General features: G+C 62.0%; 23 protein-coding genes. 3 read left to right on the forward strand and 20 right to left on the reverse strand.

Features of this window, described 5'->3' with window-relative positions:
* The first annotated feature begins 226 nt into the window (after nt 1-226).
* Complete coding sequence (locus TK06_RS30860; protein ID WP_018606531.1) at nt 227-379, forward strand: DUF3309 family protein; 153 nt, start codon at nt 227-229, stop codon at nt 377-379.
* 63 nt (nt 380-442) lie between these two features.
* Here TK06_RS30860 and TK06_RS12835 read toward each other — a convergent pair whose 3' ends face one another.
* The 11 genes from TK06_RS12835 to ccmA all read right to left on the reverse strand — a co-directional run bounded on the left by TK06_RS12835 (nt 443) and on the right by ccmA (nt 10,313).
* The gene (locus TK06_RS12835) at nt 443-2,536 is read right to left on the reverse strand and encodes an LTA synthase family protein (protein WP_063322380.1); all 2,094 of its coding nucleotides are present in this window, start codon (nt 2,534-2,536) and stop codon (nt 443-445) included.
* Between the two features lie 389 nt (nt 2,537-2,925).
* Nucleotides 2,926-3,333: a hypothetical protein gene (locus tag TK06_RS12840; RefSeq protein ID WP_063322381.1), complete on the reverse strand. Its 408-nt coding sequence runs from the start codon at nt 3,331-3,333 to the stop codon at nt 2,926-2,928.
* 14 nt (nt 3,334-3,347) lie between these two features.
* Nucleotides 3,348-4,550: a c-type cytochrome biogenesis protein CcmI gene (ccmI, locus tag TK06_RS12845; RefSeq protein ID WP_063322382.1), complete on the reverse strand. Its 1,203-nt coding sequence runs from the start codon at nt 4,548-4,550 to the stop codon at nt 3,348-3,350.
* Nucleotides 4,543-5,016 carry a cytochrome c-type biogenesis protein gene (locus TK06_RS12850; RefSeq protein WP_063322383.1) on the reverse strand — a complete coding sequence of 158 codons (474 nt, stop codon included), beginning with the start codon at nt 5,014-5,016 and terminating at the stop codon, nt 4,543-4,545. The genes ccmI and TK06_RS12850 overlap by 8 nt, the downstream gene beginning before the upstream one ends.
* Complete coding sequence (locus tag TK06_RS12855) at nt 5,013-5,549, reverse strand: DsbE family thiol:disulfide interchange protein (protein ID WP_063322384.1); 537 nt, start codon at nt 5,547-5,549, stop codon at nt 5,013-5,015. Before TK06_RS12855 ends, TK06_RS12850 begins: the two co-directional genes overlap by 4 nt.
* Nucleotides 5,546-7,534 carry a heme lyase CcmF/NrfE family subunit gene (locus TK06_RS12860; protein WP_063322385.1) on the reverse strand — a complete coding sequence of 663 codons (1,989 nt, stop codon included), beginning with the start codon at nt 7,532-7,534 and terminating at the stop codon, nt 5,546-5,548. Before TK06_RS12860 ends, TK06_RS12855 begins: the two co-directional genes overlap by 4 nt.
* A 3-nt stretch (nt 7,535-7,537) precedes the next feature.
* On the reverse strand, nt 7,538-7,993 hold the full coding sequence (gene ccmE, locus TK06_RS12865) for a cytochrome c maturation protein CcmE (protein WP_063322386.1): 456 nt from the start codon (nt 7,991-7,993) through the stop codon (nt 7,538-7,540).
* Nucleotides 7,990-8,166: a heme exporter protein CcmD gene (gene ccmD / locus TK06_RS12870; protein WP_003199159.1), complete on the reverse strand. Its 177-nt coding sequence runs from the start codon at nt 8,164-8,166 to the stop codon at nt 7,990-7,992. The genes ccmE and ccmD overlap by 4 nt, the downstream gene beginning before the upstream one ends.
* Nucleotides 8,163-8,918, reverse strand: a complete 756-nt coding sequence (locus TK06_RS12875; RefSeq protein ID WP_063322387.1) for a heme ABC transporter permease — start codon at nt 8,916-8,918, stop codon at nt 8,163-8,165. The genes ccmD and TK06_RS12875 overlap by 4 nt, the downstream gene beginning before the upstream one ends.
* 94 nt (nt 8,919-9,012) lie before the next feature.
* Nucleotides 9,013-9,681 carry a heme exporter protein CcmB gene (gene ccmB / locus TK06_RS12880; RefSeq protein WP_003199151.1) on the reverse strand — a complete coding sequence of 223 codons (669 nt, stop codon included), beginning with the start codon at nt 9,679-9,681 and terminating at the stop codon, nt 9,013-9,015.
* The gene (gene ccmA, locus TK06_RS12885; RefSeq protein WP_063322388.1) at nt 9,678-10,313 is read right to left on the reverse strand and encodes a cytochrome c biogenesis heme-transporting ATPase CcmA; all 636 of its coding nucleotides are present in this window, start codon (nt 10,311-10,313) and stop codon (nt 9,678-9,680) included. The genes ccmB and ccmA overlap by 4 nt, the downstream gene beginning before the upstream one ends.
* A 199-nt stretch (nt 10,314-10,512) precedes the next feature.
* Here ccmA and TK06_RS12890 point away from each other — a divergent pair, with 199 nt between their 5' ends.
* Together TK06_RS12890 and TK06_RS12895 are read left to right on the forward strand one after the other, a co-directional pair.
* Entirely contained in the window at nt 10,513-12,084 is a 1,572-nt protein-coding gene (locus TK06_RS12890) for a flagellar hook-length control protein FliK (RefSeq protein WP_063322389.1), read from the forward strand.
* Nucleotides 12,081-12,410: an EscU/YscU/HrcU family type III secretion system export apparatus switch protein gene (locus TK06_RS12895; RefSeq protein WP_063322390.1), complete on the forward strand. Its 330-nt coding sequence runs from the start codon at nt 12,081-12,083 to the stop codon at nt 12,408-12,410. Before TK06_RS12890 ends, TK06_RS12895 begins: the two co-directional genes overlap by 4 nt.
* A gap of 252 nt (nt 12,411-12,662) precedes the next feature.
* Here the strand turns inward: TK06_RS12895 and TK06_RS12900 are convergent, their stop codons facing one another.
* The 9 genes from TK06_RS12900 to TK06_RS12940 all read right to left on the reverse strand — a co-directional run bounded on the left by TK06_RS12900 (nt 12,663) and on the right by TK06_RS12940 (nt 21,327).
* The gene (locus TK06_RS12900) at nt 12,663-13,058 is read right to left on the reverse strand and encodes a DUF2802 domain-containing protein (protein WP_003183966.1); all 396 of its coding nucleotides are present in this window, start codon (nt 13,056-13,058) and stop codon (nt 12,663-12,665) included.
* A 1-nt stretch (nt 13,059) separates the two neighbouring features.
* Entirely contained in the window at nt 13,060-13,545 is a 486-nt protein-coding gene (locus TK06_RS12905) for a chemotaxis protein CheW (RefSeq protein WP_003199144.1), read from the reverse strand.
* Nucleotides 13,546-13,617: 72 nt separating this feature from the next.
* The gene (locus tag TK06_RS12910; RefSeq protein WP_063322391.1) at nt 13,618-14,493 is read right to left on the reverse strand and encodes a CheW domain-containing protein; all 876 of its coding nucleotides are present in this window, start codon (nt 14,491-14,493) and stop codon (nt 13,618-13,620) included.
* Between the two features lie 96 nt (nt 14,494-14,589).
* Nucleotides 14,590-15,381: a ParA family protein gene (locus tag TK06_RS12915; protein ID WP_053120309.1), complete on the reverse strand. Its 792-nt coding sequence runs from the start codon at nt 15,379-15,381 to the stop codon at nt 14,590-14,592.
* A gap of 49 nt (nt 15,382-15,430) precedes the next feature.
* Entirely contained in the window at nt 15,431-16,315 is an 885-nt protein-coding gene (gene motD / locus TK06_RS12920) for a flagellar motor protein MotD (RefSeq protein ID WP_063322392.1), read from the reverse strand.
* A gap of 15 nt (nt 16,316-16,330) precedes the next feature.
* On the reverse strand, nt 16,331-17,071 hold the full coding sequence (locus TK06_RS12925) for a flagellar motor protein (RefSeq protein ID WP_063322393.1): 741 nt from the start codon (nt 17,069-17,071) through the stop codon (nt 16,331-16,333).
* Nucleotides 17,071-18,204, reverse strand: a complete 1,134-nt coding sequence (locus TK06_RS12930; RefSeq protein ID WP_060738633.1) for a protein-glutamate methylesterase/protein-glutamine glutaminase — start codon at nt 18,202-18,204, stop codon at nt 17,071-17,073. Before TK06_RS12930 ends, TK06_RS12925 begins: the two co-directional genes overlap by 1 nt.
* A 48-nt stretch (nt 18,205-18,252) precedes the next feature.
* Nucleotides 18,253-20,511 (reverse strand): chemotaxis protein CheA, encoded by a 2,259-nt coding sequence (locus tag TK06_RS12935; protein WP_063322394.1) that lies wholly within the window; start codon nt 20,509-20,511, stop codon nt 18,253-18,255.
* Nucleotides 20,512-20,541: 30 nt separating this feature from the next.
* Nucleotides 20,542-21,327, reverse strand: coding sequence for a protein phosphatase CheZ (locus TK06_RS12940; protein WP_063322395.1), 786 nt, complete (start codon nt 21,325-21,327; stop codon nt 20,542-20,544).
* Between the last annotated feature and the right edge of the window lie 9 nt (nt 21,328-21,336).

Raw genomic sequence — 21,336 nt, forward strand, 5'->3', positions numbered from 1 at the left:
CAGCCTTGTTGTTCCGGGAGAGATAGGCCGAGTGTAGCGAAGGCGTTCAACGGACCCACGCTCCATCAGAGTGCTGAATGGCGAGGGCAAACCGTAGGCGCTACAAAAACTTTGAATTTTCTACAAGGCGCAACGGTCGGACTTATTAAGCCGCCCGGATTTAACGCATGCGCGCTGGTAGTTGGAAGTTGTATCACTCCAGAACTGACCAATAAGGAAATCTACAATGGGCACAATACTTATCATTATCCTGATCCTCCTGCTGATCGGTGGTCTCCCCGTCTTCCCGCACTCAAGAAGTTGGGGTTACGGCCCGTCCGGTATCATCGGTGTGGTGTTGGTGGTGCTGTTGATCCTGCTACTACTGGGCAAGATATAAACCACTCAGTAAGCGCAAAAAAAAAGAGGCCTTGGCAGGCCTCTTTTTTATGTGCGCCGTTTATCAGTCCGGCTTGCCGTCAACAACGCCGGCGGTGTTATCCAGCAGGCTCTTGGTCGCGGTTTGCAGGAAAGATTCGAGCTTGAGTTTCATCGGCGCGGTGTCCGGTGCATTCGGGATGATTTCCGCACCTGGGTTGGCGCCCAGTTCATAGCGATACATCTTCGGTTCCATTTCCTTTTCCTTCGGCAGGACCAGGATATGGTCATCGCGGATGATCGCCGTGGTCTGCTCGCTGCCCGACGGCTTGATCACACCAAAACCGGGATCGCCTTGCGGCAGGTTCAACAGGTCACGGCCCCAGCACTGGTTCCGTACTTGCCCACCGATCCGGCCCATGATGGTCGGCACGATGTCGACCTGAGTACCTACGGTGTGGTTACGCTGGCCAAATTTCTCCTGGACGCCCGGGCCGATCAACAGCATCGGCACGTTGAAACGGCCCAGGTCCATCTCGGTGATCTGGCGTTCGTTGCCAAAGCCATGGTCGCCGACCACGACGAACAGGGTTTCCTTGAAGTAAGGCTCCTTGCGGGCCTTCTCGAAGAACTGGCCCAGGGCCCAGTCGGAGTAGCGCATGGCGGTCAGGTGTTCGTTCAGCCGACCACGGTCGGTGACCGGCTCGACCGGCAACGGCGTCGGCAATGCATAAGGGGTGTGGTTGGACAGGGTTTGCAGCAAGGCATAGAACGGCTTGCCGTTTTCCCGCGCCTTGAGCTCGATCAGGCCACGGTCGAACATGTCTTGGTCGGACACACCCCAGGTGGGATCGGAAAACACCGGGTTCACATAGTCGTTACGCCCGATGAAGTTGGTCATGCCCTGGCTGCTGAAGAACCCCGACTGGTTGTCCCAGGCGAAATCGCCGTTGTAGACATACACGTCGTCGTAGTCACGGGCGCTGAGCAGTTGCGGCAGGCCTGACAGCTTGTGGCTGCCCTCCGGCGTCTGCATCAGGTATTCGAAACCCGGCAGGTTCGGGAAGCACGCCATGGTGGCGAACATGCCCTGGTGGGTGTGGGTGCCGTTGGAGAAGAAACGGTCGAACAGCAGGCCTTCCTTGGCCAGTTTGTCCATGTAGGGCGTGATGTTGCCCGGCGCGCCCAGGGCGCCCACCGAGTGACCGGCCATGCTTTCCATGAGGATCACGACCACATTCTTGATCGGCAGGGTCTTGTCCGCCGGTGGCGTGTAGTCGCGGCGCACGGCGGCTGTCGCGGTATCCACCAGTTTATCGTCAGGCATCACCAACATGTCGCGCACGGTCTGCTGCGCCAGCGGTTGCTCAAGGGTGGCTTTCCAGATGTTGTCGCGGTCTTCGGACATCCGGCTCTTGGCCGCGGCCACCAGCGACAAGGTGCCGTTGAGGCCCAACTGGTTGGCGAAGTTCGAATCGGTGGTGTAGACGTCGCCCCAGCGCAGGGGCGGCCCTTGGCGCAAGGTGCCGCGCGCGGCGGTCACGGCGACCAGCAGGCAAACGACAAACACCGCGACACGCCCATACCACGGGGCGATCTGCCGAGTGCCAATGGTGCCGCCACTGAACGGCCCGCGGGGACGCGTGGCGCGGTCGGCACCCTTGAACGCCAGGCTGAGGATAATGGTGCCGCCGGCCCACGCCAGCAGGTAGCGCACCACCGGGAAACCGTACCAGAGCATGCTCATCACGGTTTTCGGGTCTTCCTTTACATACTGGAAGACCAGGCCGTTGAGGCGCTGGTGGAATTCACGGTAGAAATCCATCTCCATCAAGCCCAGGAACAGCGCGATGCTGGAAGTGACAGTCAGCCAGAAACGAAAGAACCCACGGGCCGCCATGGCCCTTGCGCTGAACAACGCCAGCAACAACGGGATGCAGAGGTAGACCACCAGGCGCAAGTCGAAACGCAGGCCGTTGACGAAGGCTTCAACGAAGGTCGAAGCCGGCGTGTCGAGGATCATCTCGCGGTTATAGACCAGCAGCGCCACGCGCAGCAGGCTGAACATGACCATCATCACCAAGGCACAAAGCAACGTGTAGGCCAGGTGCGATTTGACAGTCGGTTGCAGCAGGCGATGCGTAGTACGCTGCTGACTCAGGGCGTCCGGGATTGCCATGTCGTTTAAGGACCCTATCGGAATTGGAGTGACAAAAAGAAACAACGGCGCGCCCTCTGTTGGCCAAAGCCTGGCCCCGGGGCTTGCGCGAGTGCGCAAATGTTGCACGAACGGCTATGGCATTGCCATTAAATAACCGACGGCGATATGAGCGCGGGGGATTGTCCGCAAGATTTAGTGAAAATTTCGTTCAAAGAATATCCAGAAACACAAAATCCCCGGTCTGCTGATGAAGTTGAGCCGAACGCTGTTGTGGAGAGGGGATTTATCCCCGTTGGGTCGCGAAGCGACCCCATCACTGTGGATTCAATCTGCCTGACATACCGAGTCATCAGGTTTCAGGGCTGCTTCGCAGCCCAGCGGGGATAAATCCCCTCGCCACAGGGACCTTAATGAAACTGGCGTCCAAGACCCGCCGGCACGCCTTCGATGGTGGTGTCTTCCCATGGGCCATTCGGGCTGACGGAACGGCTCCAACCATTGTTCCAGCGGTAATAGGTTCGCTGGCGATAAAACGTGTTCGTCTGGTTGTCCAGCACATAGACCCCAAGCTTGGCGTCCCAATGGCTGTTGCCACCCGGCGGCGGGGCGAAGCTGGCGGAAGTACGCGGCAGCGGTTTGGCCGGCTTGTTCGGGATGACAGGTTTGCCCGGCGGTGTGGACGGGGCCGGTTTGCTGTTCGGGGTCGACGACGGGATCGGTGGCAGCGGCGCCGAGGGCTCCGACGGACGCTGGACCGCACAAGCGCTCAGGCCCATGACGAGCGTGAGCAGGGTGATACGAGCGATGGCGGTCATGGTGCGAATTCCTGTTATTTGTCCGGACTGTCGATGGTCAATTGTTGCTGCGCCGTGGTGCTGCTCGCCAGGGGCTGGCTGCGGCCGATCCACTCACCCGCGGTCGGCTGGCCGGCCCGGGAGATGCGCGCCACCAGTTGGACTTCGGGGAAGTTCGACAGTTTCAACTGCGGCATCATGGCGTCCGCGTCGCCCAGTTCCACCGTGACCGGCAGATCGGCGACCGTCAGGCGCTTGGCGGCCAGCGGCGCAGGTGGGCCGGAAACGGCGCGAGCGAAGATGAACACACTGTCGCCCGGCTGCACCTTGGCCTTGAGTGCCGGCGCCAGGTCCACGCGCACCTTGAGCAATGCCGCAGCCTTGGCGATAGGCGCCTGGGCGACCTTGCCGCCACTGGCCTGCAGCTTCTCGGTGGCACGGGTAATGCCGCCCTGCAGCGCCTCCCGGGACTTGTCGCCCTCCGGCAGTTGCGCGAGCAGACGCCCCCAGTAGTCGATCGCATCCTGATAACGCTCGCCTTCAAACGCGGCGATGCCCAACAGGCCGAGGCTGGTGACTTCCTTCGGATCGAGCTTGAGCGCTTCGTCGGTCAAGGCCTGGACTTTATCCGACCATTTCTTGCCATCGGCGAAATACTGCGCCTGGGCCCACTGGCCCAACAGTTCCGGTTGACGACCGGCGACGGCCACGGTGCGCTCGAAGAGCTTCGCCGCGTCCGCCGGCCGATCCTGCGCCATGTAGGTACGCCCGAGGAAGTACAGCCCCTCGGCATTATCCGGCTGCGCCGCCACGGCGCGTTCCAGGCGCAGGGTCATCTCTTCCATCGACTGCGGAGCCTGGGCGAATTCACGGGTCAGCTCGACCTTGTCACTGGCACCGAAATGCAGGTAAAGCGCCAGGCCCAAGACTGGCACCAGCACAGCGGCGAGCAATGGCAATGGCTTGCCCAACCGGGATTCGCGCGGTGTGTCGGCGCCCTCGGTGTCGGCGAGCAGTTCACGGGCGGCTTCGGCGCGACCGGTGTCCAGTTGCGCGGCGTTGAGCACACCCTCCTCCCGCTCGGTCTGCAATTCGGCGACACGTTCCTGATACAACGCCACGTTGAGTGCGGTACGGTCCTCCTCCAGTTGGGCGCGGCGACCGCGCAGCACAGGGATCAACAGAAAACTCAGAGCAACCAGAAGAAGCAGACCTGCGGCGAGCCAGAAATCAATCATGCTTGGTTTTATCCAACAGTTGGTCGAGGCGCTGGCGCTCTTCGACAGAAAGCGTGTCCGGGACGGCGGTGCGCTGGACCCGGCGGCGGCGCACGATCACTGCAATGACAACGAAACCACCAAACAACAGCCCGGCGGGGCCGAACCAGAGCAGCGCCGTCTTGGAGGACAGGGCGGGGTTGTAGCGCACGAACTCACCGTAGCGATCGACCATGAAATCGATGATCTGCTGGTTGTCCTTGCCCTCACCGAGCATGCGGAAGATTTCCTTGCGCAGGTCGGCGGCAATTGGCGCGTTGGAGTCGGCGATGTCCTGGTTCTGGCACTTGGGGCAGCGCAGTTCCTTGGTCAGTTCGCGAAATCGCTCGCGCTCGCCGTCGTTGGCGAATTCGTAGGTATCAATGGCGGCATGGGCCACACCGGCAAGGCTCAGGCCGAGGATGGCGGCAGCTAACCAGCGCTTCATGGCTTGGCCTCGTCCACCAGTGCCTGATACTTGGCGGCCAGTTTCTCGCGCCAGACCTGCTCGTCGATCACGCCGACGAACTTGTCGCGGATGATGCCCTTGGCATCGATGAAGAACGTTTCCGGCGCGCCGTAGACACCCAGGTTCAGGCCCAGGGAGCCGTCTTCATCGCGAATGTCCAGTTGATACGGATTGTGGAACTCGGCCAGCCATTTCAAGGCGTCGGCATTGACGTCCTTGTAATTGACGCCGTAGATCACCACCCCGTTCTGGGCCAGCTTGTTCAACACCGGGTGCTCGACCCGGCAGGAGATGCACCAGGTGCCCCACACGTTGACCAGCGCCGGCTTGCCCAGCAGGTCGGCGCGGGTCAAGGTCTTGTCGCCCTGCACCGATGGCAGGGAGAAATCCGGGAACGGCTTGCCGATCATCGCCGAGGGCAACTCGCTCGGGTTCAGGTACAGCCCGCGGTACAAAAACACCGCCATCAACAGGAACAGCGCCAGCGGCACCAACATCAACCAACGTTTCATGCAGTGGCTCCCGTCATGCCCAGGGTCTCACGCACCCGGGTTTTCACCTTGACTCGATAACGACGATCCAGCGCCGCCAACACCCCACCCAGGCCGGTGAGCAAGCCACCGAACCAGATCCAGCGTACGAACGGCTTGACGTGGACCCGTACCGCCCACGCGCCGTCGCCCAGGGACTCGCCCAGCGCCACGTAGAGATCACGGGTGAAACCGGCATCGATGCCAGCTTCGGTCATGACCGAGTTCTGCACGGTGTAGAGACGTTTTTCCGGGTGCAGCACGGTGATTTCCTGGCCGTTGCGAATGACCCGTACAGTGCCTTTGTCGGACGTGAAGTTCGGACCCTCGAAATGTTTGGCCCCCTCGAAAACGAACTGATAGCCGGCCAGGTCCATGGACTCACCCGGCGCCAGGCGCAGGTCGCGCTCGGCGCTGTTCTGGCTGGACAGCACCACGCCCAGGGCGCAGACGGCGATGCCCAGGTGGGCGACCTGCATGCCCCAGTAACTGCGGGTCAGGGTCGGCAGGCCCTTGATCAGGCCTTTGTGCCGGGTCTTGTCGAAGATGTCCCGCACACCCGCCAGCAATACCCAGGCCGCCAGCACGAACGTCGCCAACACCGCCCAGTTGAAATCGCCATACGCCACGCCGGCCACCACGGCCAGAGCGGCCGTGCCCAGCAGCACCGGGGTCAACATGCCCAGCAGCCACTTGACCGGGGTGTCTTTCCAGCGCACCAGCACACCGATGGCCATCACCACCATCAGGATCGCCATCAGCGGGATGAACAATGCATTGAAGTACGGCGGCCCCACCGACAGCTTGGCGCCGGACAACGCATCGAGCACCAGCGGGTACAACGTCCCCAGCAGGATCATCGACGCGGCCACCACCAACACCAGGTTATTGCCCAGCAACAGGGTTTCCCGTGACCAGAGGTTGAAGCCGACCTGGCTCTTGACCACCGGCGCACGCAGGGCGAACAGCGTCAGCGAACCGCCGACCACGAACAGCAGGAACATCAGGATGAACACGCCGCGCTCGGGGTCAGAGGCAAAGGCGTGCACCGACGTGAGTACGCCGGAACGCACCAGGAAGGTTCCCAACAGGCTCAGCGAGAACGCCGCGATGGCCAGCAACACGGTCCAGCTCTTGAACACCCCGCGTTTTTCCGTGACAGCCAGGGAGTGAATCAGCGCCGTGCCCACCAGCCAGGGCATGAAGGACGCGTTTTCCACCGGGTCCCAGAACCACCAGCCGCCCCAGCCGAGCTCGTAGTAGGCCCACCACGAGCCAAGGGTGATACCGATGCCGAGGAAGGCCCAGGCGACGATGGTCCACGGACGCGACCAGCGTGCCCACGCGGCATCGAGGCGCCCACCGAGCAACGCGGCGATAGCGAAGGCGAAGGCCACGGAGAAGCCGACGTAGCCCATGTAGAGCATTGGCGGGTGAACGATCAGGCCGATGTCTTGCAGCAATGGGTTGAGGTCGCGGCCATCCGTCGGCATCTGCGGCAGGATGCGCTCGAACGGGTTGGAGGTGACGATCAAGAACAGCAGGAAACCGGTGCTGATCATGCCCATCACCGCCAACACCCGGGCCAGCATCACCTGGGGCAACTGCCGCGAGAACACCGAGACCGCGAAGGTCCAGCCAGCAAGGATCAACGCCCAGAGCAGCAGCGAGCCTTCATGGGCGCCCCACACCGCGCTGAACTTGTAGTACCAGGGCAAGGCGCTGTTGGAGTTGCTGGCGACGTACGCCACGGAAAAATCGTCAGCCATGAAGGCATAGGTCAGGCAACCGAAGGCAAACAGCATGAAGGCGAACTGGCCCCATGCCGCTGGCTGGGCCAGGCTCATCCACAAACGGTCGCCGCGCCAGGCACCGAGCAACGGCACCACGGCCTGCACCAGGGAAAAACACAAGGCCAGGATCATCGCCAGGTGGCCCAACTCGGGAATAAAGATGCCAGCAGTCATCGATCAGCCCTCCTTCACGGGAGCGGGCGCCGACTGGCCGCTGTCTTTCAGCGCCTTGGTCACTTCCGGCGGCATGTATTTTTCGTCGTGCTTGGCCAGCACTTCATCGGCCACCACCACGCCGTCGGCGTTGAGCTTGCCCAGGGCGACGATGCCCTGCCCTTCGCGGAAAAGGTCCGGGAGGATACCGCGATAGGTGATGGTCACGGTCTTGTTGAAGTCGGTGACATTGAATTTCACATCCAGTGAATCCCCGGAGCGCTCCAGCGAGCCTTTTTCCACCATACCGCCAGCGCGGATGCGGGTGTCCTTGGGTGCTTCACCGTTGGCGATCTGGGTCGGGGTGTAGAACAGGTTGATGTTCTGCTTCAGGGCGCTCAGGGCCAGGGCGACCGCGACACCGACACCCACCAGGATCGCAAGAATGATGACAAGACGTTTTTTGCGCAGCGGATTCACTGACCGTTCTCCCGGCGCAGACGACGCGCCTCTTGTTGCAGATACCGCTTGCGGGCCAGGATCGGCACCGCCACGTTGAGGGCCAGCACCACCAGGCAAATGCCATAGGCTGACCAGACATACAGGCCATGATGGCCCATGGCGAGGAAATCGCCGAATGAAGCGAAACTCATCGAACGGCCTCCAGACTGTTCTGCACTTCGGCCTTCACCCAACTGGCCCGGGACTCGCGCTTGAGCACTTCCAGACGCATGCGCAGCAACAGCACCGCGCCGAAGAAACAGTAGAAACCCAACACCGTCAGCAACAGCGGCAGCCACATTTCGACGGGCATCGCCGGTTTTTCGGTAAGGGTGAAGGTTGCGCCCTGGTGCAGGGTGTTCCACCACTCCACCGAGTACTTGATGATCGGGATGTTGATCACGCCGACAATCGCCAGCACTGCGCAGGCCTTGGCGGCACTGTCACGATTGCTGATGGCGTTGCCCAGCGCAATAAGACCGAAGTACAGGAACAGCAGGATCAGCATCGATGTCAGTCGCGCATCCCAGACCCACCATGAGCCCCAGGTCGGCTTGCCCCAGATGGCCCCGGTGACCAGCGCCACGGCCGTCATCCAGGCACCGATGGGCGCGGCGCATTGCAGGGCTACGTCGGCCAGCTTCATCTTCCACACCAGCCCGACCACACCGCACACCGCCAGCATCACGTAGACGGACTGGGCCAGCAGCGCCGTGGGCACGTGGATGTAGATGATGCGAAAGCTGTTGCCTTGCTGGTAGTCCGGCGGTGCGAAAGCCAGGCCCCAGACCACGCCAGAACCAATCAACAACAATGCAGCGATGCTCAACCATGGGAGCAGTTTGCCGCTGATGCCGTAGAACCACTTGGGTGAGCCGAGCTTGTGAAACCAGGTCCAGTTCATTGTTGTTTCCATCACGGTTGCGGCTCGCCGTCACGAACCGCCGGGGCAGCCTTTACTTCCAAAGAAGTGGTCAATTTTTGACCAGGCCTCGTTATTATTCGCCGACGCTGATCTTCAGGCCAGCGGCTATTGCAAAGGGTGTCAGGGTTATCGCCAGGGCGGTCAGGCTGCCAAGCCACAGCAGATAACCGGTCGCGGGCATGCCTTGCAGCGCCGCTTGCAAGGCACCACTGCCCAGGATCAGGACCGGGATATACAACGGCAGGATCAGCAACGCCAGCAACAAGCCGCCGCGCTTCAACCCCACCGTCAACGCCGCGCCCACCGCACCGAGCAGGCTCAACACCGGCGTGCCCAGCAGCAGCGATACCAGCAGCACCGGCATGCACGCGCCGGGCAGCCCCAGCATCATTGCCAGCAATGGCGAGAGCAATACCAGTGCCAGCCCGGAAAAAACCCAGTGTGCCAGTACCTTGGCCAAAACCAGAAGGGCCAGGGGGTGCGACGAAAGGACCCACTGTTCCAGCGAGCCGTCTTCGAAATCACTGCGGAAAAGCCCGTCCAGCGAGAGCAGGACCGATAAAAGCGCGGCGACCCAGACCAGTCCCGGAGACAAGGTTTGCAACAATTGAGTCTCCGGCCCGACCGCCAACGGGAACAATGCAATGACAATCGCGAAGAACACCAGCGGATTGGCCAATTCGGCCGGACGACGGAACAGCAGGCGCGCCTCGCGGGCAAGCAACAGGCCAAACACACTCATACGGCCCAGTTCCCCAGATCAATGTTGCGATAACCGGCCGGCATCCGCGCCAGCGTGTGGTGGGTGGTCAAGAGCACCATGCCACCGTTTTCACAGTGCCGGGCCAAGTGTTCCTCGAGTTGCGCGACGCCCTGCTTGTCCAGGGCGGTGAATGGCTCGTCGAGAATCCACAGCGGCGGGCTGTCCAGGTACAGCCGGGCCAGCGCCACGCGGCGTTGCTGGCCGGCAGACAGGGTGTGGCTCGGCACGTCTTCGAAGCCGCGCAGCCCTACCGCCGCCAACGCCTGCCAGATCGCTTCGCGGCCGACCGGCGTATGCAATGCGCAGAGCCAACTGAGATTTTCTTCGGGGGTCAGCAAATCCTTGATACCGGCGGCATGGCCGATCCAGAGCAGATTGCGGGCCAGCTCGCTACGCTGGCCGTGCAAGGGCTGGCCATTGAGCAACACCTGGCCGGCGGTGGGCTGCATCAATCCGGCGAGCAGGCGCAGCAGGCTGGTCTTGCCGCTGCCGTTGGGACCACTGATCTGCACCATATCGCCGGGCGAGAGTCTCAATTCGAGATTTTCGAAAAGCAGCCGCAAGTCTCGCTCACAGGCGAGGCCAACGGTTTGCAGGAGAGGACTGGTCAAGGGATCGCGGGCCTTATACGGTTCAAGTCGGCGGTGCAGCGGCCGTTAAAGAGGTGCAGCATAGATGCTTTGACGGCCTGTTCCACAGAGCTGCGTCAAACAATTGCAAGGTTTTCGCCACTCCCTGAAAGACGGGCGGCATTATACATGTGATGCCCTACTCTCAAGAGGGCTTATTTTCCCCAGGGTAAGACCGCAGATGACAGGCGACATCAACATCCTGCCGCTGCCCCAGGCCACGGCAACGACGCGTATGCCAGCGGTGACGGGCGAGCTGCTCAAATTGCTGGCACCGGCCGAAGGGCTGATCGGCCCCGGCCAGACCGCCCAGGCCGAAGTGCTGTCGCTCAAGCAGGCGGACCAGACCTTCCAGTTGCTGCTCAAGGTCACATTGGAAAGCGGCCGCCAGACCACCGTGCAGGCCAGCAGCACCCAGCCGTTGCCACAGGGCACCAGCCTGGCCGTGACCCAACCGTCCGCCAGCAACCTGGCCATCACCGTGCAACAGGCCGTCGCTTCCAGCGTCGCCACCCTGACCCGGATCGACACCGCACAGTTGCCGGTCGGCACCCTGCTGCAAGGCAAGGTGCTGACCAGCCAGGTCCTGCCGCAATTGCCGGGGCAACCGGCGGTGTATCGCTCGTTGGTGAGCCTGCTCAACACCGCCCAGGCCGGCAGCACCCTGGACATCGACAGCCCGCAACCGCTGCGAATCGGCACGCTGTTGAGTGCCCAGGTGCAAGATGCCCAGACGCTGAAGTTCGTTCCGCTGAGCAACCGCCACGAGCAATTGGCGGTGAGCCAGCAATTGGTCACGCAAATGAGCCAGCAGGGCTCGCTGGACAATCTGATCACCGTCCTGCAAAACCTTCCGGCCAACGATGACACCGGTGCCGAGCTGCGCGCCGCGGTGACACGCCTGTTGGCCAGCCTGCCGGATGTCCAGCAACTGAGCACGCCCAAGGGGCTGGCCCAGGCCATGGTCGCCAGCGGTGTGTTCCTGGAAAGCAAGTTACTCGCCGGGCAGCCGCCGGGGCCGGCACCCGACCTCAAAGGCGACCTGCTCAAGCTGATCGCCCAACTGACGCCAGCCCTGCCCGCATCCACCAACCTCACGGCCATCATTGCCGCCAACACCCTGGCCCAAGTACTGCCCAGTTTTGTCCGCAACGCCCTGGGAACCCTCGGCCAGGTCAGCGCCAAGCCGCAACCCACCAGCTTCCCCCTGCCCTCGCGCCAGATGAAAGGCCAGGACGAAGAAGGCGACCTCGAACACCTGCTGCGCCTGGCCGCTGCCGCCGTGTCGCGCCTGCAAAGCCATCAATTGTCGAGCCTGGAGCAAACTGGCCTGACTGACGACGGTCGGCTGATGAGCACCTGGCAATTGGAAATCCCGATGCGCAATCTGCAGGACATCGTGCCCTTGCAGGTCAAGTTCCAGCGCGAGGAAACCCCGCCCCGGGAGCAACCAGACGAACGCCGTGAAGAACGCGAGCCAAAACAGCAGCTCTGGCGGGTGGAATTGGCGTTCGACATGGAACCGCTCGGCCCACTGCAGGTTCAGGCCCAGTTGCTCAGCGGCAGCCTGTCTAGCCAGCTGTGGGCCGAACGGCCGTACACCGCGAGCCTGATCGAAAGCAACCTGACAGCGCTGCGTGAGCGCCTGGTGACCTGTGGCCTGAACGTCGGCGACCTGGACTGCCACCTTGGCACTCCGCCCCAAGGCCCCAAGACTCGTCTGGAACAACGCTGGGTGGACGAAACCGCATGACAACCCACACCGAACCCCGCCAGGCCATCGCCCTCAAATACGACGGCCACCATGCCCCGACCCTCACCGCCAAGGGCGACGAAGCCCTGGCCGAGGAAATCCTGCGGATCGCCCGGGAAAGCGAAGTACCGATTTATGAAAACGCTGAGTTGGTGAAGCTGTTGGCCCGGATGGAATTGGGCGACAGTATCCCGGAAGAGCTGTACCGCACGATTGCCGAGATCATTGCGTTTGCCTGGAACCTCAAGGGCAAGTTTCCCCAGGGCTACGACCCGAATGCGCCGAGTGCCGAGAAGGACGTGACGGACCGCGGTGAGGATTACTGATTGCAGCAACGCTGTTCCCGTGGCGAGGGAGCTTGCTCCCGCTCGGTTGCGCAGCAACCGCAAAAAGATGGGGCCGCTGCGCGACCCAGCGGGAGCAAGCTCCCTCGCCACAGGGGCTGGGCTGGAAAAATTGGTTCGCCAGAAACACCTGTGGGAGCGAGCTTGCTCGCGATGGCGGGCGCACAGTTGTGTTGACTGTTACACCGCTATCGCGAGCAAGCTCGCTCCCACATTGGATTGGGGTGAAGGCGATCAGCCGCCCTTGTGCAGCTTACTCATCAACTCCGCCTCGGCCTGGGTCAGGCCGCAGGCTTGGGTCAGTTCGTCGACGCTGGCGCCCATGCCCACCAGACGGGCAGCCTGGGCGAAGGACAGGCTGGAGGGGTCGCGCTGTTCCAACTGGGCGAGTTTATCCGGCAACGGCGCGACCACGGCACGCAGCTCATGGAGCGCTTCGCCCATGCGCACGGTGCCGTTCTGGTAATCATCGACGCGCTTGGCCAGGTCCTTGATGCGCTGGTCGCGCAGCGCATCGCCCTGGGCCTGCTGAGCGGCGATCTGCCGCTGGCCACGTATATACGCCAAGAACATCGCCAGCGTGCCTGCCCAGAAAAGGAACAGGACAATGACTGCTACCTCAAGAATCAAATCAGATACTCTCCAGTTCCGACCACTCTTCTTCGCTCATCATCTTGTCCAGTTCAACCAGAATCAGCAACTCGTTGTTCTTGTTGCACACGCCCTGGATGAACTTGGCGGATTCTTCGTTACCCACGTTCGGCGCCGTCTCGATTTCCGACTGGCGCAGGTAAACCACTTCAGCGACGCTGTCGACCATGATGCCAACCACTTGCTTGTCGGCTTCGATGATGACGATCCGGGTGTTGTCGCTGATCTCGGCATTCATCAGGCCGAAGCGCTGGCGGGTATCGATCACCGTAACCACGTTGCCACGCAGGTTGATGATGCCCAGCACGTAGCTCGGTGCACCCGGTACCGGGGCGATCTCGGTATAGCGCAGCACTTCCTGAACGCGCATCACGTTGATGCCGTAGGTTTCGTTATCGAGCTTGAAGGTTACCCATTGCAGAATCGGATCTTCAGAACCCTTTTGAGACGACGCCTTATCATTCATACCCTGACCCCTCGAAAAACCGCCTGTGGCGGCGTGTATTCTGTCCGGCGACGCTGTGCGCCGCCGGTTGTCTTATTTCGGTTTCTGGACCGGCTTCTTGCTGCCGCCCAGGTGTTTTGCCCCGCCGCTGGCGATCAGCTCCGCCAGCTCGGAAACGTCCAGCAAGGCGCACATATGCTCGATCACCGTACCGGCCAGCCATGGCCGTTGCCCTCGATGGCTGCGCCACTTGATCTCGTTCGGGTCCAGGCGCAGCGAACGGCTGACCTGATGCACCGCCAAACCCCATTCGTAACCTTGCACCGAAATCACGTATTGCAGGCCCTGGCGAAAGTCATCGCGATAACGGTCCGGCATGACCCAGCGCGCGGTATCCAGCACCTTCAGGTTGCCGGCCTGGCTCGGCAGGATTCCGAGGAACCATTCCGGCTGGCCAAACAACGGCGTCAATTCTTGCCCGGCCAGGGAATAAATCGATCCCAGGCATACCAGCGGCACCGCCAGGGTCAACCCGGCCACATCGAACAACAAACACTCGAACGGCTCGGCAGCCCAGGCCGGACGGTCGTCGCCCGGCACCGGTGGTGGCGGGCTGCTCGGCGGCAGGTGGATTTCCACCACCGGCGTCACCAGGCCTTGCAGCAACGGGGCAACGGTCGAGACCGGCGCCAGGATCGGCGCAGGCGCGTCCATGACCGCCACCTGAGGCTTGATGAACGGTGCCTCGACCGCCGCAGCCACTACTGCTTTCTGTGCATCACGGGCCTGCTCTTCGAGCACGGCCGCCTGAAACTCATCCAGCACACCCTTGGCTTCGACATTCTCGGGCAACGCCTCGATCAGGCTGGGCTGTGGTGGCAATTCTTCGGTCGCTTCCTGCAACAGCCCATCCAGATAGGACTGCAGGGCCATTTGCGGACGCGAGGTTGTCTTTATTGGGCGGCTCATAGGAACAGTGCGCCACTTGAAGAGGTTATCGGCATGAATGCGGTAGGACTTGAGCGTTCGCAAGCGAACGCAGTGCCAGTGGAAAGCCTCGTCACCTTAAGCCACCTGCTGCGGAACAAGCTGCTGGGCCAACAGGTGCTTGAGCAGCGCCCGGTAGGCCAGCACGCCACGGCTCTTGCCATCGAATTGCGAGGGCGTCACACCCGCGCGGCTGGCGTCTCGCAAGCGGGTATCGACGGGGATATAGCCTTGCCAGATGTCCTCCGGGTACATGTCCCGCAACACCCGCAGGGTGCCCAGGGACGCCTGGGTGCGACGATCGAACAAGGTCGGCACGATGTTGAAGGCCAGCGTCTGCTTGCGCGAGCGGTTGACCATCGCCAGTGTATTGACCATGCGCTCCAGGCCCTTGACGGCCAAGTGCTCGGTCTGCACCGGGATCACCAACTGCTGGCTGGCAGCCAAGGCATTGACCATCAGCAAACCCAGCAACGGCGGGCTGTCGATGATCGCGTAATCGAAATCCTGCCACAGCTGCGCCAGACTCTTGGCGATCACCAAGCCCAGCCCGCTCTGCCCGGGCGACTGTCGCTCCAGGGTGGCGAGAGCGGTGCTCGATGGCAGCAGGGAAATCCGCTCGTCGCTGGTGGACAACAGCAACTGCCCCGGCAGGCCCTCGGGCACAACGCCCTTGTGCAGGAACAGGTCGTAGTTGCTGTGCTCCAGGCTATCGGGATCGTAGCCGAAATAGCTGGTCATCGAGCCATGGGGGTCCAGATCGACGATGACCACGCGCTTGCCCGCCTCGGCCAGCAACCCGGCTAAAGCGATGGAAGATGTGGTCTTGCCCACACCACCTTTTTGATTGGCGACTGCCCAGACTCTCATTCGGATCGTTCCTCCCGGCCGAAACAGGCTCGACCGAGAAATAGCTCGGTTATAAAGCGGGTGACGGAGAATTGACGGCACTCTGTCTTCCCGGCGACTTGACCGGAGCCGGTGCAGTTTGTGTGCCAGCCCGCTTCAAGGCGGCGTCCGGTTTTGCATTGGTCGTGCCGGTACCGGTCAGGCTGCGGCGCACATCGAGGTTTCGCGACACCACCAACACTACGCGCCGGTTACGCGCACGCCCCTCGGCCGTGGCGTTATTGGCCACCGGCTGGAACTCGCCATAGCCCACCGATGCCAGGCGACCGGGGCTCACGCCCTGCATGGCCAACATGCGCACGATGCTCGCCGAACGGGCCGAGGACAGCTCCCAGTTGGTCGGGTACTGCGCGGTACGAATCGGTTGGTCATCGGTGAAGCCCTCGACATGGATCGGGTTGTCGAACGGTTTCAGGATCGCCGCCACCTTATCGATGATATTGAATGCCATATCACTGGGCATGGCGTCGCCGCTGCCGAACAACAGGCTGGAGTTGAGCTCGATCTCGACCCACAGCTCATTGCCACGCACGGTCATCTGGTTCGAGCTGATGAGATCACCGAACGCCGCGCTGATGTCGTCGGCGATGCTTTTCAACGGATCGCTACTGCCGGCGATACCGGCCTCGACCTGCTCGCTGTCCTTGACCAAGGGTTTGGCCGGAGTTGTGGTCTTGGGCCGCTCCTCGCCGATAGGGATGGGCTTGAGGGCTCGGTCGGAATCGGTGAAGACCCCAATCAACGCCTCGGAAATCACTTTGTACTTGCCTTCGTTGACCGACGAAATCGAGTACATGACCACGAAAAAGGCGAACAGCAGCGTAATGAAGTCGGCATAGGAAACCAGCCAGCGTTCATGGTTGACGTGTTCTTCATGATGCCTGCGACGAGCCATTTTCCATGTCTCCCATCAGTCCATGAAGCCCTGGAGCTTCAACTCAATGGAGCGCGGGTTTTCGCCTTCGGCGATCGACAGGATCCCTTCCAGCAGCATTTCGCGATAGCGCGACTGGCGCAACGCGATGGACTTGAGCTTGGCGGCGATCGGCAACAGCACCAGGTTCGCGCTGGCCACGCCATAGATCGTGGCGACGAACGCCACGGCAATGCCGCTGCCCAGTTGCGATGGATCGGCCAGGTTGCCCATTACGTGGATCAGGCCCATCACCGCACCGATGATGCCGATGGTCGGCGCGTAGCCGCCCATGCTTTCGAATACCTTGGCCGCCTCGATATCGCGGCTTTCCTGGGTGTAGAAATCCACTTCCAGAATGCTGCGGATGGCTTCCGGCTCGGCGCCGTCCACCAACAATTGCAGGCCTTTGCGTGAGTAGCTGTCGGGCTCGGCATCGGCCACCCCTTCCAGGCCTAGCAAGCCTTCCTTGCGCGCGGTCAGGCTCCAGTTCACCACCCGGTCGATACCACCGGCCAAGTCGACACGGGGCGGGAACAGAATCCAGATCAGCACCTGCATGGCGCGTTTGAAAGCACTCATGGGCGACTGCAACAGCGCCGCGCCAATGGTGCCACCGAGCACGATCAACGCCGCCGGGCCGTTGGCCAGCGCGCCCAGATGCCCACCTTCCAGATAATTGCCGCCAATGATGGCGACGAACGCCATGACGATGCCGATCAGGCTGAGCACATCCATTACAGGCACGCCTCGACCAGGTGTCTACCAATGTCGTCCAGCCCGTACACCGCGTCGGCGAGGTCCGCCTTCACGATGGCCATCGGCATGCCGTAGATCACACAGCTGGCTTCGTCCTGGGCCCAGATCGCACTGCCGCCCTGCTTGAGCAGGCGCGCGCCTTCACGACCGTCGGCGCCCATGCCGGTGAGCACCACCGCCAGAACTTTGTCACCGTAGGACTTGGCCGCAGAACCGAAGGTAATGTCCACGCAAGGCTTGTAGTTCAGACGCTCGTCACCGGGCAGGATTTTCACCGCGCCGCGACCATCGATCATCATCTGCTTGCCACCGGGCGCCAACAACGCCAGGCCGGGACGCAGGATGTCGCCATCCTCGGCTTCCTTGACGTTGATGTTGCACAGCTTGTCCAGACGCTCCGCGAAAGCCTTGGTGAACGCCGCCGGCATGTGCTGGATCAGCACGATGGGGGCCGGGAAGTTGGCCGGCAACTGGGTCAGGACCCGTTGCAGTGCCACCGGGCCACCCGTGGACGTACCGATAGCGACCAGCTTGTAGGCTTTGCGCTTGGGTGCCGGCGACGTTGCACTGGCGGGTGCCGAACGCGTCGGCGCAGGTGCCGGCGCGCTGCGTACCGGGGCCGGGTTGAAACTGCTCGATGCCGTCGGCGCTGGCGCAGGGCTTGGCGCCGCAACCGGGGCTGGCGCCGGTGCGCTGTAGGCACCGACACGGCGATTGCTGCGGGAAATGCTGTGGACCTTTTCGCACAGCAACTGCCGAACCTTGTCGGGGTTGCGCGAAATGTCTTCGAAGTTCTTCGGCAGGAAATCCACCGCCCCGGCGTCCAGCGCATCGAGGGTCACCCGAGCGCCTTCATGAGTCAGGGACGAGAACATCAATACCGGGGTCGGGCAGCGCTGCATGATATGCCGTACGGCCGTGATGCCGTCCATCATCGGCATCTCGTAGTCCATGGTGATCACGTCCGGCTTGAGTGCCAGGGCCTGATCAATCGCCTCTTTGCCATTGGTCGCGGTACCGACGACCTGAATACTCGTGTCCGCCGAAAGAATTTCCGAGACGCGGCGGCGGAAAAACCCCGAATCGTCCACCACCAGGACTTTAACTACCATAAACACTCCGTTAGACGAGGCGCGGCCCTGGGCCACGCCCCTCCAGAATCAAATACGCCGAGCGGCGTAACGCTTGAGCATGCTTGGCACATCGAGAATCAACGCGATGCGGCCGTCGCCGGTGATGGTGGCGCCGGACATGCCCGGGGTGCCCTGGAGCATCTTGCCCAACGGCTTGATGACCACTTCTTCCTGGCCTACCAACTGGTCGACGACGAAGCCGATCCGCTGGGTGCCCACCGAAAGGATCACCACATGGCCTTCGCCCTGCTCCACATGAGCGGCGGAGCTGACCAGCCAGCGCTTGAGGTAGAACAGCGGCAGTGCCTTGTCCCGTACGATCACCACTTCCTGGCCGTCCACCACGTTGGTGCGCGACAGGTCGAGGTGGAAAATCTCGTTGACGTTGACCAGCGGGAAGGCGAACGCCTGGTTGCCCAGCATCACCATCAGGGTCGGCATGATCGCCAGGGTCAGCGGAACCTTGATGACGATCTTCGAGCCCTGGCCCTTGGTCGAGTAGATATTGATCGAACCGTTGAGCTGGGAAATCTTGGTTTTCACCACGTCCATGCCCACGCCACGGCCCGACACGTCGGAAATCTCGGTCTTGGTCGAGAAACCCGGGGCGAAGATCAGGTTGTAGCACTCGGTGTCGCTCAGGCGGTCAGCGGCATCCTTGTCCATCACACCGCGTTTCACCGCGATGGAACGCAGCACGTTAGGGTCCATGCCTTTGCCGTCGTCGGAGATCGACAGCAGGATGTGGTCGCCTTCCTGCTCGGCGGCCAGGATCACCTTGCCGCTGCGGACCTTGCCCGAGGCTTCGCGTTCTTCCGGCGACTCGATGCCGTGGTCGACCGCGTTGCGCACCAAGTGGACCAGCGGGTCGGCCAGGGCCTCGACAAGGTTCTTGTCGAGGTCGGTTTCTTCACCCACCAGTTCCAGGTTGATTTCTTTCTTGAGCTGGCGAGCCAGGTCGCGGACCAGGCGCGGGAAGCGCCCGAAGACTTTCTTGATCGGCTGCATCCGGGTCTTCATGACCGCGGTCTGCAGGTCCGCCGTGACCACGTCGAGGTTCGACACGGCCTTGGACATGGCTTCATCCTGGCTGTTGAGGCCCAGGCGCACCAGACGGTTACGCACCAGCACCAGTTCGCCGACCATGTTCATGATCTCGTCCAGGCGCGCGGTATCGACCCGAACGGTGGTCTCGGCTTCGCTGGCCGGCTTTTCCGCTGGCGCAGCCGCCGCAGCACGGGCGGGCGCCGGAGCAGCAGCGGCGGGCTTGGCGGGTTCGGCCTTCGGTTCCGGTGCCTTGGCAGCGGGTTTGGGCGCAGCCTTGGCCGCCGGTGCAGCCGCTGCGGCAGCGGCAGCAGGCGCAGCAGAAGCGGTACCGACTTCGCTGAACTTGCCCTTGCCATGCAACTCGTCGAGCAGTGATTCGAATTCGTGATCGCTGATCAGGTCGCTGCCCGCGGTAGCAGCGGCAGGCTTGGCAGGTGTCGGCACCGAAGCGATGGCTGAATCCAGCGCGTCAACGGCAAAGGTGCCCTTGCCATGCAACTGATCGAGCAAGGCTTCGAATTCGTCGTCGGTGATGTCCGAGCTGTCGCCCGCGGCTTTCGGGGCGGCCGGAGCCGTCGGCGGCACGACCGCATCCGGCGCGAACTGGCCCTTGCCGTGGAGCTGGTCGAGCAGTGACTCGAACTCGGCATCGGTGATTTCATCGCTGGCCACCCCATCGGCGACCGGTGCAGCAGGTGCAGCCGGAGCGACCGGCGCCTCGGCCTGGGCCTTGACGGTATTCAGGGAGTCCAGCAGTTGTTCGAATTCGTTATCGGTGATGTCGCCCGATGCCTCGGCGACCGGTTCTTCAACCGCAGGCTCGGCAACCGGAGCCGCTTCGTCAGCCGATTGTGGCTCGGCCAGGCGCGCCAGCGCAGCGAGCAGTTCGGGGGTGGCAGCGGTGATCGGCGAGCGCTCACGCACTTCGCTGAACATGCTGTTGACCGCATCCAGCGCTTCAAGCACCACGTCCATCAGTTCCGAATCAACGCGACGCTCACCCTTGCGCAGGATGTCGAACACGTTTTCGGCAATGTGACAGCACTCCACCAACTCGTTGAGCTGGAGGAAGCCGGCGCCTCCTTTTACAGTGTGGAAACCGCGAAAAATTGCATTGAGCAGATCCGCATCATCTGGTCGGCTTTCCAGCTCGACCAGCTGTTCGGACAGTTGCTCTAGAATCTCGCCGGCCTCAACCAGGAAATCCTGAAGGATCTCTTCATCGGCGCCGAAGCTCATTAATGGCTGCTCCTAAAACAGGGCTAAAACTCAGAATCCAAGGCTGGACAGCAAATCGTCCACATCGTCCTGACCGGACATAACGTCTTCTCTTTTATCGGCATGAATCTGCGGACCTTCACCCTGAGAGAGATGTTTTTGTGGATCTTTTTCAGCGAGCATCGCTTCACGGTCGTGTTCGATGCCTGCAAAGCGGTCGACCTGGCTGGCCATCAACACCAGTTTGAGCAGGTTGCTTTCGACTTCGGTGACCAACTGGGTCACACGCTTGATCACCTGGCCGGTCAGGTCCTGATAGTCCTGAGCCAGCAGGATGTCGTTGAGGTTGCTGGCCACGGCGCGGTTCTCGTTGCTGCTGCGCGTCAGGAAACCGTCGACCCGACGGGCCAGCTCCCGAAACTCTTCAGCGCCGACTTCGCGCCGCATGAACCGACCCCAGTCGGTGCTCAAGGCCTGGGCTTCGTCGCTCAGGCCGTTGACCAGGGGCGTTGCGCTTTCCACCAGGTCCATGGTGCGGTTGGCCGCAGCCTCGGTCAGCTTGACCACATAACCCAGACGCTCGGTGGCGTCGGTGATCTGCGAGACTTCCTCGGCCTGCGGCATATTCGGGTCGATCTGGAAATTGACAATCGCACTGTGCAATTCACGCGTGAGCTTGCCCACCTCCTGATACAGACCGCGGTCACGGGTCTGGTTGAGCTCATGGATCATTTGAACCGCATCGCCAAAGCGACCTTTTTCAAGGCTGTCGACCAGTTCGCGGGCATGTTTTTTCAGGGTCGATTCGAAATCGCCCATTGAAGATTCGTTATCCATAGCTCCCCC

The sequence above is a fragment of the Pseudomonas fluorescens genome (assembly GCF_001623525.1).
In the GTDB taxonomy this organism is placed as follows: domain Bacteria; phylum Pseudomonadota; class Gammaproteobacteria; order Pseudomonadales; family Pseudomonadaceae; genus Aquipseudomonas; species Aquipseudomonas fluorescens_Q.